This window comes from Ancylobacter sp. 3268, from assembly GCF_031456575.1.
Classification (GTDB): Bacteria; Pseudomonadota; Alphaproteobacteria; order Rhizobiales; family Xanthobacteraceae; genus Ancylobacter.
The window spans coordinates 186773-201699 of record NZ_JAVDUX010000006.1; the positions used below are offsets into that span (position 1 = coordinate 186773).

The window sequence follows — 14927 nt, forward strand, 5'->3', positions numbered from 1 at the left end:
GCCAAGTGACCTTCTCCATCTCCGCCCGCTGCGCCCGCACCGGGCGCTTCGGCATCGCGGTCTCCTCCTCCTCGCCGGCGGTGGCGGCACGCTGCGCCCATGCCCGTGCCGACGTCGGGGTGGTGGCGACGCAGAACATCACTGACCCGACGCTCGGACCCAAGGGGCTCGACCTGATGGCGCAGGGCCTCTCGGCCGACCAGGTGATGGCGCGCTTCAAGCAAGAGGCGCCGTATTTCGACTATCGGCAGGTGGTGGTGCTGGACAAGACCGGCCATTCGGTGGGCCATTCCGGCGTAAAGACGCTCGGCACCCACACCATCGCCCATGCGCCGGACGTGGCGGCGGCGGGCAACCTGCTGTCGTCCGAGGCGGTGCCGCAGGCGATGGTCGATGCCTTCCTCGCCATGCCCAACGCCGATCTCGGCGACAGGCTGGTCGCCGCCATGCAGGCGGCGGTGGCGGCCGGCGGCGAGGAAGGCCCGGTGCATTCGGTCGGCCTGCTGATCGTCGACAAGGTGGCGTGGCCGGTGGCCGATCTGCGCATCGACTGGTCGGACGGCGACGTCATGGCCGAGCTCGCCAGCCTGTGGGAGCTGTGGAAGCCGCAGCTGGAGACCTATGTCACCCGCGCGCTCGACCCGTCCACCGCGCCGTCCTACGGCGTGCCGGGCGACGAATGACGCGCGATGAGTGAGGTTGCCATGTCCATTACCCGCCCTGCCCTCAAGCTGACCCATGAGGGCGCGCTGAAGGCGCTCGCCGGCGCGCTCGCCAAGGCCACCGAGCTTGGCGTGCCGCAGAACATCACCATCGTCGACGAGGGCGGCAACCTGCTCGCCTATGTTCGCATGGACGGCGCCAAGCTGCTCTCCCGCGAGACCTCTATGTCCAAGGCGGTGACCGCCGCCTCGCATCGCCAGCCCTCGTCGCGGCTGAACCCCAAGGACGAGGTGAAGCTGTCGCTCGCCGCCGGCCAGCGGCTGACCAACCTCGAAGGCGGCCTGCCGATCATCATCGACGGCCAATGTCTCGGCGCCATCGGCGTCGGCTCCGGCAAGGGCGCCGAGGATGTCGAAGTGGCGCGGGCGGGGCTCGCCGCCATCGGCGCGGAGGACCAGATCCCATGAAGCTCATCTATGCTCCGACCTCGCCCTATGTCCGCAAGGTGATGGCCGTCGCGCTCGAAATCGGTCTCGCCGGCAAGCTCGAGATCGAGTTCAATCCGGCGAGCCCGCTGCAGCGCGATCCGGCGCTGGTCGATTTCAACCCGCTCGGCAAGATCCCGGCGCTGGTCCTCGACGATGGCAGCGTGCTGTTCGATAGCCCGGTGATCTGCGAGTACCTCGCCGCCACCGCCGGCGACACCGCACTGTTCCCCGCGAGCGGACCGGCGCGCTGGGCGGCGCTGACGCAGCAGGCGCTCGGCGACGGCCTGCTCGATGCCGCCATCGCCAACCGCTACGAGACCGTGCCGCGCCCCGCCGAACTGCGCTGGCCGGACTGGACGCGGGCGCAGCTCGCCAAGATCGCCGGCGCGCTCGACCGCATCGAGGCGCTGGCGCCGGAACTGCACGGTGATGCGCAGCCGACCATCGGTGCCATCACCCTCGGCTGCGCGCTCGGCTATCTCGACTTCCGCTATGCCGATCTCGGCTGGCGCGAGGGACGGCCGCAGGCGGCGGCCTGGTTCGCCGCCTTCGACGAGCGCCCCGCCATGGCGGCAACCCGCCCGCGCGAGCATGTCGCCTGAGCCCTTCTGCGCAGGCGACCGGCGAGCATTCCCTTATCGAGACTGCCGCGCGAGCGCCGTGCCGCGCTTTTCCCTTGTTTCCAGCGGAGCCTGCCCGTGACCGCCCTGCGCATCGACGTCGTCAACGGCCCCAATGCCAATCTCTACGGGCTCGACCCGAACGGCCCCTATGGCAGCCTGACGCTGGCCGATATCGGCAAGCGCTGCGAGGCGAAGGCGGCCGGCTTGGGCGCCACGTTGCGCTTTCGCCAATCGAACCACGAAGGCGTGCTGATCGACTGGATCCAGGCAGCGCGGACGGAGGCGGACGGCGTGATCATCAATGCCGCCAGCCTGTCCTACGGCTCGATCGGCCTGCTCGACGCGCTATCGGCGCTGGGCAAGCCGGCCTTCCAGGTGCATGTGAGCAATGTGTTCAAGCGCGAAAAGCTGCGGCATTTCTCGCCACTCTCCGCCGCCGTGACCGGCTGCATCATCGGCGCCGGACCGATGGGCTACGAACTCGCCATCGAGGCGTTGGTGGCGCAGCTGCGCGGCGATGTCTGACGGTCAAGTCGCCTGAGCGCGCGAAAATGCCTCGGCCGCTCGTCGCTCCCCGTCGCCCGATGGGGCACTCATGAGGCGCGGGCAATTCCGACCATCAGCTGAAGGGAAGCTGGAGCGGGCGAAGGGAATCGAACCCTCGTATGCAGCTTGGGAAGCTGCCGTTCTACCATTGAACTACGCCCGCATCGACGCGGCGCACATTAGGGGGCTGGCGCGCACCGTTCAAGGGGTTTGCGCGAAGTTGGCGAGGCTTCGCACAGGGATCGCGAACGCCGCTACCCACAAGAAGTACCGGGCATCGGTTCCTGCGATGCCCGCCCCGCCGGCCGAAACTGCGGCGGTGCTTGGCACCTTCAGGCCGGGCCAGGATCATGACGCGCCGAGGTCAAGAGATCCGCACACCACTCGCGTGAAACTAGACAGCCGCCCGCCAGGCTGTACCGCTCTGTTCCGAGACGGAATTCTGCCGCCGGTCCGCCCGTCGTTCTCGCTCCAAATCGGCATCGAGCATGATGGAGCAAAGCTCACGCATTGACGTGGTGTGCCGCCATCCGAGTATACGCTCGGCTTTGGTGGCATCACCCAGCAAAATGTCGACTTCCGCCGGGCGTCGCAAAGCGGGGTCTACGCGGACGAGCACGCGCCCCGTCTTCCTGCAGCAGCCACGCTCCTCCTCGCCGCTCCCTATCCACTCAAGAGGCAGACCGGCAAGCTCGAAGGCCAAACTCGCAAAATCACGCACACTCGCCGTCTTGGCAGTGGCGATGACAAAGGTGTCGGGCTCCTTTGCCTGTAGAATGGCCCAGATGCCTCGCACATAGTCGGCGGCATATCCCCAGTCCCGCCGAGCATCAAGATTGCCGAGCGTAAGCTCGATGGGCGCGCCGCACGCAATGGCTGCTACCGTGGTAGTGATCTTACGCGTTACGAATTCTTCTCCACGCAATGGCGATTCATGATTGAACAGAATCCCGATTCCGGCAAATATTCCGTAGGATTCACGATAATTTATAGTCATCCAATGCGCGAATAGCTTGGAAACGCCGTATGGGCTGCGAGGATAGAAAGAAGTCTGTTCGTTCTGCGGAGTCGCCTGCACCTTTCCGAACATCTCGGCCGATGAAGCTTGATAGAACCGGATGTTGCGATTGACGGTGCGGATGGCCTCCAACATATGGACAGGACCCAGGCCGGTGATCTCGGCGGTCTGTATTGGCTGGTCGAACGAGCTGCCAACGAATGTCTGGGCACCCAGATTATAGACTTCGTCAGGCTCGCATTTATCGAGCAGCCGAATGGCTCCGCCGGGATCGATCAGATCATGACCTACCAAATGCAGACGCTCGTGCCCAAGCAGCCCAAGATATTCCAGGCGCCAGAAATTAATTATACTCGATCTACGATAGGTTCCGTAAACGATATAACCATTTTCAATGAGAAGTTTGGCAAGATACGGACCATCTTGCCCAGTTATTCCTGTCACAACAGCGGTTTTCACGATATATTTCCATATATATGAGACATATTACGAGAAATTATCGGGAATACCTCCGATTACACTCGAACATCTATAGGCTTATCCGAACCATGTATGATGTTTTCGATATCGATCAGCTTATGTTCGTTAGAAATCACAGAATCTAAATCGGAATAATTTGGAACGATCGCAGGATCTGTATCGACAGGCTCCGGCATCAATGTTCCAGCATGATCAGCCCAGGCCTCTTCAACAAAAGCACGAAAGCGAGCGCGGAAGACGGATGTGGAGAAACGTTGGGCGTGGGCGCGGAGTCGCTCCCGGTCGAAATGATCGCGAGGAAGGGCTTCAAAGCGCATGATGGCATCACAGATGGCCTGCGCCGTCTGCTCCTTGAAATGAAGGCCCGTGACACCGTCGATGACGGTCTCGCTGGCTCCCCCCTTGCCGAAAGCAATCACTGGCGTGCCACAGGCCTGCGCTTCGAGCGGCGCGATGCCAAAGTCCTCCTCGGCGGCAAAAACAAACGCGCGGGCGCGCTGCAAGTGGCGGAGAAGGACGGGGAATTCCTGGAAGCCGAGAATAGTTACATTCGGCGTAGCCAATGCCTTGATACGCTTAAACTGCGGCCCATCGCCTATGACGACCAGCCTGCGGCTCGGCAACTGTGCAAAAGCCTCGACGATGAGATGAATCTTCTTGTAAGGCACCATGCGCGATGACGTGACATAATAATCTTCGCGATCCCCGCCTGGGACAAAGCTCTCTACATCCACATTCGGATAAATGACCGTTGAATCACGGCGATATGTTTTTCTTATGCGCCGTGAAATATATCTCGAACAAGCAATGAAGTGATCGACGCCAAAAGAGGTGCGGGCATCCCAGATCCGCATGAAATGCAACATCAGCCGCGTCATGCCGCCCCGGATACCGGCGATACCCGATTCCGTCAGATACTGGTTCTGCAGATCCCATGCGTAGCGCATTGGGCTGTAGCAATAGCAGATATGAAGTTGATCTGGACCAACAATAACCCCCTTCGCTACTGAATGACTGTTAGATATGACAATGTCATAGTCGGACACATCATGCTGCTCAACAGCGAGCGGCATAAGAGGAAAATAATATCTATATTTTTTCTTTGAAAATGGAAGTTTTTGTATAAAACTTGTTTTAGCCCTTCTATCACCAATCTTTAATCTATCGACATCCGAAAGAAAATCTACCTGGCAAAAAACATCCGCCTGCGGGAATTCCTCCAGCATGGCGGAGAGAACCTTCTCGGAGCCGGCATAAGTTGTGAACCACTCATGTACTATCGCGATCTTCATGAAGTGACCCTTTATATGCCACGCCACGCGAAAATTATACGCAACTATTTATCAAAAATCAGCTCCACGAAAGAAATATACGTGACGCATACACCCTATCTCCCTTCGTCGGACCACGATCTGTCGGGAGTTGATTCAACGCTTGCCCCAGTACTCAAGCGTCACGCAACGCATACGATACACTCGAAACTTTACTGAATCGGCTCGATGTTTTCGCTATCAAATCAGGCTGGCACTCTCCCAATTCTGATGACTGATCGGGATTATCGCACGAAGATGACGCAACCTGTCTAATATGGGTACGTTCTATATCCAGATCGCCCATTGACTGTCAGAATTATCGATGTTTCACATGACCAATATGTAAGTAAAATTTACTATTTATCCAATGATCAGCGGGCAGCGCTTACCTGAATCAGCGCCATCACTTGGCGATCCATTTTGCTTAAAACTTCCTGCGAGGCTGGCGGGCCTTCAGCTGATGCCGCGCAGCCGCTGGCTGCGACGGCGCAGCATTTCCGCCGTGAGCAGCAGCCCGACCGCGAGCACGATCAGCAGCGTCGCGGCGGCGAGGATGGTCGGACTGATGTTCTCGCGGATACCGTCGAACATCTGTCGCGGCAGGGTGCGTTGCAGCGGCCCGGTGAGGAACAGAGCCACCACCACCTCGTCGAACGAGGTCACGAAAGCGAACAGCGCGCCGGAAATGACGCCGGGCGCGATGATCGGCAGGGTCACACGGCGGAACACCGCCAGCGGCGGGGCCCCGAGGCTGGCTGCCGCGCGGGCATAATTGGCGTCGAAGCCGGTCAGCGTGGCACTCACCGTCACCAGCACGAACGGCGCCCCCAGCGCGGCATGGGCCAGACCGAGACCGAGCAACGAACTCGATAGGCCGAGCGGCGCATAGAAGAAATAGCTGCCCAGCGCCACGATCACGATCGGCACGATCATCGGCGAGATCAGCACGCCCATGAGCAGCGCCTTGCCGCGAAACTCGTTGCGATGCAGCCCGACCGCCGCCAGCGTGCCGAGCCCCACCGCAATCACGGTCGCGATGGCGCCGACGATGAGGCTGTTGAGGATGGCCCGCCCCCAGGCCGGGCTGGTCAGCAGCGCCTCATACCAGCGCAGCGAAACGCCGGGAATTGGCAGGCTGAGGAAGCTGGCCGAGGAGAAGGAAATCGGCACGATCACCAGCAGCGGCAGGACGAGGAAGGCGATCACCAGAAGGCTCACGCTCCACAGGAGGATGCCGCGGATCCGCTCTCCCATCATCGGCGTCACCCGAGCTTCACGCCGTCGGTGCCGACGACGCGCGTATAGATGAAGTAGAGGGCGATGGTGATCACCAGCAGCACCGCCCCGAGCGCTGCCGCCAGCCCCCAATTTAGCGTCTGCAGGGTGAGGAAGGCGATTAGCGCGCTGACCATCTGGTCGTTGGCGCCGCCGATCAGCAGCGGCGTGATGTAGTAACCGATGGCGAGGATGAAGACGAGCAGGCAGCCTGCGGTGACGCCGGGCAGCGACAGCGGGAAATAGACCCGGCGGAACGCGGTGAAGAACGGCGCGCCGAGCGAGGTGGCGGCGCGCATATAGTTGGACGGGATACCCTTCATCACCGAATAGATCGGCAGCACCATGAACGGCAGCAGCACATGCGTCATGGCGATGATCACGCCCGGCCGGTTGAACGCCAGTTCCAGCGGCTGGTCGATGAGGCCCAGCCATTGCAAGGCCTGGTTGAGCGGCCCCTCGCGCTGGAGGATCACCAGCCAGCTCGCCGTCCGCACCAGAAGCGAGGTCCAGAACGGCAGCAACACCAGGATCATCAGCAGATTGGCCTTCGATTCCGGCAGGGTGGCCAGCCGATAGGCGAGCGGATAGGCCAGCACAAGGCAGAGCAGCGTGACGGTGGCGCTGATCTCGAGCGTGCGCAGCAGCGAGGCCACATAGACCGCGCTGCTCGCATCGGTCGCCTGTATCTGGTCGTTGTCGTCACGCCGATGATCCAGCACGGCGAGAAGATAGCCCTCGGTGAGGCGGGGGGACGCACGCCCCATCGCCGCCCATATCGCCACCTCGCCCCATTGCGGGTTCAGCCCGACGAGCGTGTCCCGCCAGTTCCCGGCCGGCGTGTCGGGCAGACGGCGGGCCGTCGCCATCAGCAGCGACCGGTAGCCGGCATTCTCGAAGTTCAGCCGGGTGGCGAGTTCGGGCAGGGTGCGGTTCTGCGAAGCAGCGCGCAGTTCCCCGGCGAAGGCGGCGAATACCGCCTCGTCGGGAAGCCTGCGCGGCTCGCCGGCGCGCCACGCCTGCAGCAGCGCCGAGGTCTCCGGCATGATGTCGGGCATCGGGCCGTTCTGCACGCTCTTCACCAGCATGCCGGCGATGGGCAGCACGAAGAAGACCAGCGTGAACAGGATGAGCGGCAAGGCAAGGCCGAGCCCGCGCAGCGCACGCGCCCGCTCGGCCCGCCGCAGCGAGGCACGCAGATCCCCGGTCTTGCCTGCCGCCATCATGTCCATCACGAGGCCGGCGCGATCACTGCGCCGCCCAGGCGTTGAAGCGCTCGTTCAGTGCCTCGATGTTGTCGACCCAGAAGGCGGTGTCGAACGAGAGGCCGTGCTCGATCACTCCCGGCGCGGTCGGCAGATAGGGCAGCACGTTCGGCGCGATGTTGCCGGTGGAATCCTTCAGCGTCGGGCCGTAGGCCAGCACATTGGCGACATCCTGCTGGCGCGCCGAGGTCTGGATGAACTTCAGGAAGCTCTCGGCCTGATCCTTGTTCGGTGAATTGGCCAGGATCACCCAGCTGTCGACCTGGTAGATGAAGCCTGCCGGCCAGGCGAGGGCGAAGTTGGTCTTATCGGCGTTGTTCACGGCGAAGATGCGCCCGTTATAGACGCTGGTCATCGCCACTTCGCCGGATTGCAGCAGCTGGACCGGCTGCGAGCCGGCTTCCCACCAGACAATGTCCTTCTTGATGGTATCGAGCTTCTTGAAAGCGCGGTCGACGCCTTCCTTGGTGGCAAGCTGCTTGTAGACCTCGCCGGCCGGCACGCCGTCGGCCAGCAGGGCGAATTCCAGCGACTGGCGCGGGCCGCGGCGCAGAGAGCGCTTGCCGGGGAACTTCTTGGTGTCGAAGAAATCCGCCCAGCTTTTCGGGCCGTTGTCGCCGAGCTTGGCCTTGTCATAGGCGAGCGCCGTGGACCAGACGAAGGTGCCGGTGCCGCATTCATTGGTCATGCCCGGCAGATACTGCTCCTGACCGCCGAGCTTCGACCAGTCGAGCCGGGCATAGATGCCTTCCTCGCAGCCCAGCACGAGTTCGTCCGCCTCGACCTGCACCACGTCCCAGGTGGATTCGCCCTGCGCCTTGGTGCGCAGAACGCCGATGCCGCCGTTCCAGCTGTCCTGCACGAGCTTGTTGCCGGTATCCTTGACGTAAGGCTGGAACATCGCCTTGTCCTGCGCCGCCTGGGCGGTGCCGCCCCATCCCACCACCGTCAGGTCGCGCGCCATCGCCGCGCCGGCCACGATGGAAAAGCCGGCGGAGAGGCCGGCGGCGAGAAGCAGTCGTCCGATTGTGTTCTTCATGATCGTTCCCTCCCAGTTGTCGGCACGTGAAATCAGCCCCCCTCAGCGCACGGGCGCGTCGAGGGCGAGGCAATCGGAGATGTTGCAGCCGATCCGCAGATCCTGGCCGGCGGTGAAGTTCCGGCTGCTCTCGGCGTTGGGCACCTTGGCGATGAACTCGCTGCTGTTCATGGTCGAGAGCCGCAGCCTGAGATGATCGCCATGATAGATCACCTCCTCGACCCGCGCGGGCATCACATTCGCAAAGGCCACGCCCTCGGCGAGGATGCGCACCCGCTCGGGGCGTATCGAGACGAGCTTGCGTGCGCCGATGGTGCGGTCGCCGAGAAGGTCGCAGCGCAGCAGGCCGCCGGGGATTTCCACCTCTCCCACATTGCCCGCCACGCTGCGCAGCGTGCCGGGCACCGCGTTGTTTTCGCCGATGAAGCCGGCCACGAAGGCATTTTGCGGGTGCTCGTAGAGGTCTTTCGGGGTGGAAAGCTGCTGGATGCGCCCCTCATTGAACACCGCCACCCGATTGGACATGGTCAGCGCCTCGCCCTGATCGTGGGTGACATAGACGATGGTCACGCCGAGCCGCTCGTGGAGATGCTTGATCTCGTACTGCATCGCCTCGCGCAGCTGCTTGTCGAGGGCGCCGAGCGGCTCGTCCATCAGGATCAGCACCGGCTCGAACACCAGGGCGCGGGCCAGCGCCACGCGCTGCTGCTGGCCGCCGGAAAGCTGGCCCGGCTTGCGATCCGCCAGATGCTGCAAATGCACCATGCCGAGCGCCGCCCGGGCACGCCGCTCCGTCTCCGCCGCCGGCAGCTTCCGGACGCTGAGGGGAAAGCCGATATTCTCCAGCACCGTCATGTGGGGAAACAGGGCGTAGTTCTGAAACACCACGCCGATATCGCGCTTATGCGGCGGAACGCCATCGATCGGCCGGCCGGCCAGCGTGATGCGCCCCGCCGTCGGGTGTTCGAAGCCGGCGAGCATCATCAGGCAGGTGGTCTTGCCGGAGCCCGAAGGGCCGAGCATCGTCAGAAACTCGCCCTTGGCGATTTCGAGATCGAGGTCGGACACGACGAGCGAGCGCCCGTCATAGGTCTTGCGGACTTTCTCGAAGGTGACGAAAGCGTCGGTCATGGGATCATGCACTGCCACGGCCCGGGAAGATCTCTAGCGAAATAAGACACCCTAGCGGAATCGCAGGGCAGTGGACCAGTCCCCTCTCGCCCGGCCAGGTGGATCGCCGGTGTAATGGCCTGCCCGCCGCGGATGCGCGGGGGCGGAGCAGGAGCCGGCCCGGCGACCGAGCCCTTGCCATCCGCGCGCGATCACACGCTGATGCGCCCTGTCGCCAGGCCATAGAGAGTCAGCACCGCGCCGGCCGCAACGGTGCCGAACAGCACCAGTTCCGCCGGCGTGAAGATCCGGTGGCCTCGCTCCTTCTGGGTGACCAGGAAGAGCACCGTACCCGGCGCATAGATGACCAACGACAGCAGCAGGAACTTCAGCCCGCCGGCATAGATCAATCCCAGCGCATAGACCGTCGCCAGCGCGGCCCGCACGATATCGCCGCGCGGCCCCCGTGCCTGCGGCTCGTAGCCTTCGCCGCTCCAGGCCAGCTTGAGCGCGTAAGCCGCGGTGAGGAGATAAGGCAGGAGGATCATCGAGGAAGTGAGCTTGAGCGCCAGCAGGAAGGCCTGCTCAGCGAACAGGGTGAGGATCAGGAAGAGCTGGATGAGGATGTTGGTCAGCCAGAGCGCGGCGAACGGCACCTTGTTTCGGTTCTCCGCCGCCAGGAAGGCCGGCATGCTCTCCCTCTTCGCCGCCGAGAACAGCACCTCCGCCGCCAGCAGCGACCAGGAGAGATAGGCGCCCAGAACCGAGACGATGAGGCCGATGCTGATGAACACCGCCCCCCACGGCCCGACCACCGCCCGCAGCACGCCGGCCATGGAAGGATTGCGCAGTTCGGCAAGGTCCGGGCGCAGCAGCACGCCATAGGACAGCATCGTCACCAGCACCAGGAGACAGAGCACGCCGAGAAAGCCGAACAGGGTCGCGAGGCCGACATCCGAACGCTTGCGGGCGTAACGCGAATAGACGCTGGCCCCTTCAATGCCGACGAAGACGAACACCGTCACCAGCATGGTGCCGCGCACCTGCGCGAACAGCCCCTCGGCCTCCAGCCCCGGGCCGCCGTGGAAATTCAGGGCGAAGATATCCGCCTTGAAGCCGAAGCCGACGAAGACGAGGAAGATCAGGATCGGAATGATCTTCGCCACGGTGACAACGGTATTGATGAAGGCGGCCTGCCTCACTCCACGCAGGATGAGAAAATGGACGATCCACACGCCGAGCGAGGAGACGGCCACCGCCGCCACGGTGTTGCCGTCGCCGAAGATGGGAAAAAGGGCACCGAGCGTCGATTTGATCAGCACCCAGTAGGAAACGTTGCCGAGACAGCAGACGGTCCAATAGCCCAAGGCCGAGAGGAAGCCGGGATAATTGCCGAAGCCCGCCTTGGCATAGGCGAAGACGCCGGCATCGAGCTCCGGCTTCCGCCGTGCCAGGGTCTGGAAGACGAAGGCCAGCATCAGCATGCCGCTGCCGGCAATGGCCCAGGCGATGAGCGCGCCAAGCCCGCCGGTGACGCGGCCGAAGGTCTGCGGCAGCGAAAAGATGCCCGCGCCGACCATCGAGCCCACCACCATGGCGGTCAGGGTCGGCAGCGCGAATTTCTGTTCCGTCGGCTGGTTCATGCTGGGCACCGCTTGCAGGCGAAGAACGGGAAGCGAGACGGCAAGCCGCCCCATTCCCCTGCCTAAACGCCGTTCGGTCAGAAAGCCATCGCGTCGGCAGCATGCCGCCTGACGCCTGAATTTCGATTGCCGCCGACCCTTTCAGCAAGCATCGCGGGTGCCACCCGGCCCGTCATCACGCCGGTGCCGAACCACCGGCGCGGGCGCGGCAGCTGGATCGCTGATTTGCGCGACCTGTGCGGAACAGCGGCGGGCCACCCTGGAATGGGGCCAATGAATCGTGGCGCGCGACCGCTGGCGCGACAGCGTCATTCGCTGTCGAACAGCGAATCCGTCGCGGTTATCAGCCCGATCTGCGGATTGACCGCGCAATACGCACCCAGCTTTTCCGCGTTCTGGACGAATTTTTCCGTATCGATGACCGGCGGAGCCTCCTCATCCTTGTAGTACGCATCGAGCCACGCAAGTATGATTCCGATAGTCGAGTTATCGCTATCGGTGAATTGCTTGCATGTCATGGTGGACAGATCCCATTTGTCCGCCATGACCGGGCTGACGCCAAGGACAAACGCGACAGCGACGACTGCATATTTCATGGGCGAGCTCCTCCTGCGGCAATGCTTGTTATGGGCTCGCGACGTGCTGCTGCCGAACGACGCCCGCGCGGGTCCTGGCGATTGCCCGACCGTTAACTCGCGTGTCGTTACCGCAACCTGACGCCTGGCCCGTGCCGCTCCGGTTCATGAATACCACACCCGCGGGCCAGTGCATGCTAGATCGCTCGGCCGGCTTGCGTCCTGTGCCTGGATACAGGAGACCGTGATGCCGGACGGGGCCGGCGGGAGAGGAATGCCGCCGATGGCGGGTAACGGCCGGGACGAGGAAGACCGCCTCGTTCGGGTAGATCATCGCCACCAGCAATGGCAGGGATCGATAGCGCCCAACGCGGGACATGGCGAGGGATGGCACGCGGCGGCGTGCCATCCCTCTTCAGCCGCTCTCAGTAAACCTCGGGCACATACATCTCCGGCGGCACCGGGTGACGTTCGTAATCGGCGTGACGCACGCGCTCGGGCAGCACGATCTCCGGCCGCGGCACGGTCTCATAGGGGATCTGGTCAAGCAGATGGGCGATGCAGTTCAGCCGTGCCTTCTTCTTGTCCACCGCCTGCACCACCCACCAGGGCGCATCGGGCGAGTGGGTGCGCGCGAGCATCTCTTCCTTGGCGCGCGTGTAATCCTCCCAATGCACCCGGCTCTGCAGGTCCATCGGCGACAGCTTCCACTGCTTCAGCGGATCCTGAATGCGCATCTGGAAGCGGAATTCCTGCTCTTCATCGGTGATGGAGAACCAATACTTGATCAGGATGATGCCCGAGCGCACCAGCATCCGCTCGAAATCCGGAACCGAACGGAAAAACTCCTCCAGTTCGTCCGGCGTGCAGAACCCCATGACCCGCTCGACGCCGGCGCGATTGTACCAGCTGCGGTCGAACAGCACGATTTCGCCGCCGGCGGGCAAATGCGGAACATAGCGCTGGAAGTACCACTGGGTTCGCTCGCGCTCGGTCGGCGCCGGCAGGGCCACGACACGGCAGACGCGCGGATTCAGGCGCTGGGTGACGCGCTTGATCGCCCCGCCCTTGCCGGCGGAATCGCGGCCCTCGAACAGCACCGCCACCTTGAGTTTCTTGTGCTGCACCCAGTCCTGCAGGCGGATGAGTTCATGCTGAAGCCGAAACAGCTCGCGGAAATACAGCTTGCGCTCGATCGTCGGCGCCCCGCCCTCGCCCATGCCTTCCGCAACGAGTTCGTCGAGCCGGTCTTCGTCGAGCTGGGTTTCCAGCTCTTCGTCGAAACTGTCGGCGATCTCTTCGCGGATGCGGTCGAGTTGGGTTTTGGGATCGTTGGTCATAAGGCTTTCCTGGTCTGCCCTGACGATGATGCGGGCGGGGAGTGCACCCTATCGGACGGTCCGGCCGCCCCCAGCGAGCCGGAGACCGCTGCATGCGCCGAAATCAGACATTGTGAGGCCGCTTCCGTGAGACGTGTCCCAAGGCGCACACCCCAGGGGATAGTGATGCGCCGCACACTGTCACCGTCATGTGTAGGCTTTACAACAGGCCGAGCGATCCCTTTCAGCCGCCTTGCCATGCCGCGCAAACCGGCGGCGCGACTGTCCGCGCCGCCCCCGCCCGCCTGACCTTCCGTCAGAAATCCACGGCGTCGCGGATGATGGGGCAGGTCATGCAATGACCGCCGCCCCGCCCGCGTCCGAGTTCGGAGCCATCGATGGTGATCACCTCGATGCCGGCCTTGCGCAGCAGCGTGTTGGCATAGGTGTTGCGATCATAGGCGAACACCACGCCGGGCGAGGCGCAGACGAGGTTGGCACCGGAATCCCACTGGGTCCGCTCGCGCATATAGTCGTTGCCGCCGGTTTCGACGACGCGGATCTCCTTCAGGCCGAGCGCCTCGCGCACCGTCTCGACAAGGCCCTTGTCCTTCGAGAGTTCGATGCCGCCCTTGCCGTCCGGGCGATAGGAGAAGCACTCGATCTTGTCGACGATGTCGGGATAGACCAGCACGCAATCGCGGTCGGCGAAGGTGAAGACGGTGTCGAGATGCATCGCCGCGCGCAGCTTCGGCATGGCGGCGATGATGACGCGCTCCGCCGCGCCCTTGTCGAACAGTGCCTGCGCCACCTGGCTGATCGCTTGACGCGACGTGCGCTCGCTCATGCCGATGAGCACATTGCCCTTGCCGATCGGCATCACATCGCCACCTTCGAGCGTCGCAAGGCCCCAATCCTGTGTCGGGTCTCCCCACCACACGTTCACCTTGCCGGCGAAGTCCGGATGGAACTTGTAGATGGAGGAAGTGAGGATGGTCTCCTCGTGCCGCGCCGGCCAATAGAGCGGGTTCTGCGTCACGCCGCCATAGATCCAGCAGGTGGTGTCGCGGGTGTAGAGCGTGTTGGGCAATGGCGGCAGCAGATACTCGTTGACGCCGGCGGCGTCGCGGATCAGCGCCAGCGTCTCGCCGCCGATCGTCTCGGGGAACTCGTAAGTCGACAGGCCGCCGATCAGCGTCTCGGCGAGCTGGCGGTTTGGCAGGCCATCGAGATAGGAGCGCACCTCGTCGACGAAGCCGACGCCGATCTGGTTCGGCACCACCTGATGATCGAGGATCCATTTCCTCGCCTCAGGGATCGCAACCGTATCGGTGAGGAGGTTGTGCATCTCCACCACCTCGATGCCGCGATCGCGCATCTTGGTCATGAAGTCGAAATGGTCGCGCTTGGCGACGTCGACCCACAGCACGTCGTCGAACAACAGCTGGTCGCAATTGCTGGGGGTCAGGCGCTGATGCGCGCGGCCGGGCGCACAGACCATGACCTTGCGCAACTGGCCGACCTCGGAATGCACGCCGAAGGGGGTTTCCATATGGGGCTCCCAATGCTT

The 14927-nt window shown here is 63.3% G+C and carries 14 protein-coding genes and 1 tRNA gene; 4 read left to right on the forward strand and 11 right to left on the reverse strand.

Features of this window, described 5'->3' with window-relative positions:
• Positions 1-5 precede the first annotated feature (5 nt).
• The 4 genes from J2X65_RS10935 (at position 6) to J2X65_RS10950 (ending at position 2299) form a co-directional block, all read left to right on the forward strand.
• Positions 6-683, forward strand: a complete 678-nt coding sequence (locus J2X65_RS10935; protein ID WP_310200941.1) for a DUF1028 domain-containing protein — start codon at positions 6-8, stop codon at positions 681-683.
• A gap of 21 nt (positions 684-704) precedes the next feature.
• Entirely contained in the window at positions 705-1130 is a 426-nt protein-coding gene (locus J2X65_RS10940; protein WP_310200942.1) for a heme-binding protein, read from the forward strand.
• Positions 1127-1753: a glutathione S-transferase gene (locus J2X65_RS10945; RefSeq protein WP_310200943.1), complete on the forward strand. Its 627-nt coding sequence runs from the start codon at positions 1127-1129 to the stop codon at positions 1751-1753. The genes J2X65_RS10940 and J2X65_RS10945 overlap by 4 nt, the downstream gene beginning before the upstream one ends.
• 96 nt (positions 1754-1849) lie before the next feature.
• Positions 1850-2299, forward strand: coding sequence for a type II 3-dehydroquinate dehydratase (locus tag J2X65_RS10950; RefSeq protein ID WP_310200944.1), 450 nt, complete (start codon positions 1850-1852; stop codon positions 2297-2299).
• A 110-nt stretch (positions 2300-2409) separates the two neighbouring features.
• Here the strand turns inward: J2X65_RS10950 and J2X65_RS10955 are convergent.
• The 11 genes from J2X65_RS10955 to J2X65_RS11005 form a co-directional block, all read right to left on the reverse strand.
• A tRNA-Gly gene (locus tag J2X65_RS10955) sits at positions 2410-2483 on the reverse strand.
• Positions 2484-2714: 231 nt separating this feature from the next.
• Positions 2715-3800: a GDP-mannose 4,6-dehydratase gene (gmd, locus tag J2X65_RS10960; RefSeq protein WP_310201063.1), complete on the reverse strand. Its 1086-nt coding sequence runs from the start codon at positions 3798-3800 to the stop codon at positions 2715-2717.
• Between the two features lie 53 nt (positions 3801-3853).
• Positions 3854-5110, reverse strand: coding sequence for a glycosyltransferase family 4 protein (locus tag J2X65_RS10965; protein ID WP_310200945.1), 1257 nt, complete (start codon positions 5108-5110; stop codon positions 3854-3856).
• Positions 5111-5584: 474 nt separating this feature from the next.
• Positions 5585-6388 carry an ABC transporter permease gene (locus J2X65_RS10970; protein ID WP_310200946.1) on the reverse strand — a complete coding sequence of 268 codons (804 nt, stop codon included), beginning with the start codon at positions 6386-6388 and terminating at the stop codon, positions 5585-5587.
• Positions 6389-6393: 5 nt separating this feature from the next.
• Positions 6394-7632: an ABC transporter permease gene (locus J2X65_RS10975; RefSeq protein ID WP_310200947.1), complete on the reverse strand. Its 1239-nt coding sequence runs from the start codon at positions 7630-7632 to the stop codon at positions 6394-6396.
• Positions 7633-7654: 22 nt separating this feature from the next.
• Entirely contained in the window at positions 7655-8710 is a 1056-nt protein-coding gene (locus J2X65_RS10980) for an ABC transporter substrate-binding protein (protein WP_310200948.1), read from the reverse strand.
• 42 nt (positions 8711-8752) lie between these two features.
• Positions 8753-9841 carry an ABC transporter ATP-binding protein gene (locus J2X65_RS10985; protein WP_310200949.1) on the reverse strand — a complete coding sequence of 363 codons (1089 nt, stop codon included), beginning with the start codon at positions 9839-9841 and terminating at the stop codon, positions 8753-8755.
• Positions 9842-10032: 191 nt separating this feature from the next.
• The gene (locus J2X65_RS10990; protein WP_310200950.1) at positions 10033-11463 is read right to left on the reverse strand and encodes a basic amino acid/polyamine antiporter; all 1431 of its coding nucleotides are present in this window, start codon (positions 11461-11463) and stop codon (positions 10033-10035) included.
• Between the two features lie 308 nt (positions 11464-11771).
• Entirely contained in the window at positions 11772-12059 is a 288-nt protein-coding gene (locus J2X65_RS10995; RefSeq protein WP_310200951.1) for an HdeA/HdeB family chaperone, read from the reverse strand.
• 404 nt (positions 12060-12463) lie between these two features.
• On the reverse strand, positions 12464-13378 hold the full coding sequence (gene ppk2 / locus J2X65_RS11000; protein WP_310200952.1) for a polyphosphate kinase 2: 915 nt from the start codon (positions 13376-13378) through the stop codon (positions 12464-12466).
• 295 nt (positions 13379-13673) lie between these two features.
• Positions 13674-14909, reverse strand: a complete 1236-nt coding sequence (locus J2X65_RS11005; protein WP_310200953.1) for an arginine deiminase — start codon at positions 14907-14909, stop codon at positions 13674-13676.
• Positions 14910-14927: the final 18 nt, after the last annotated feature.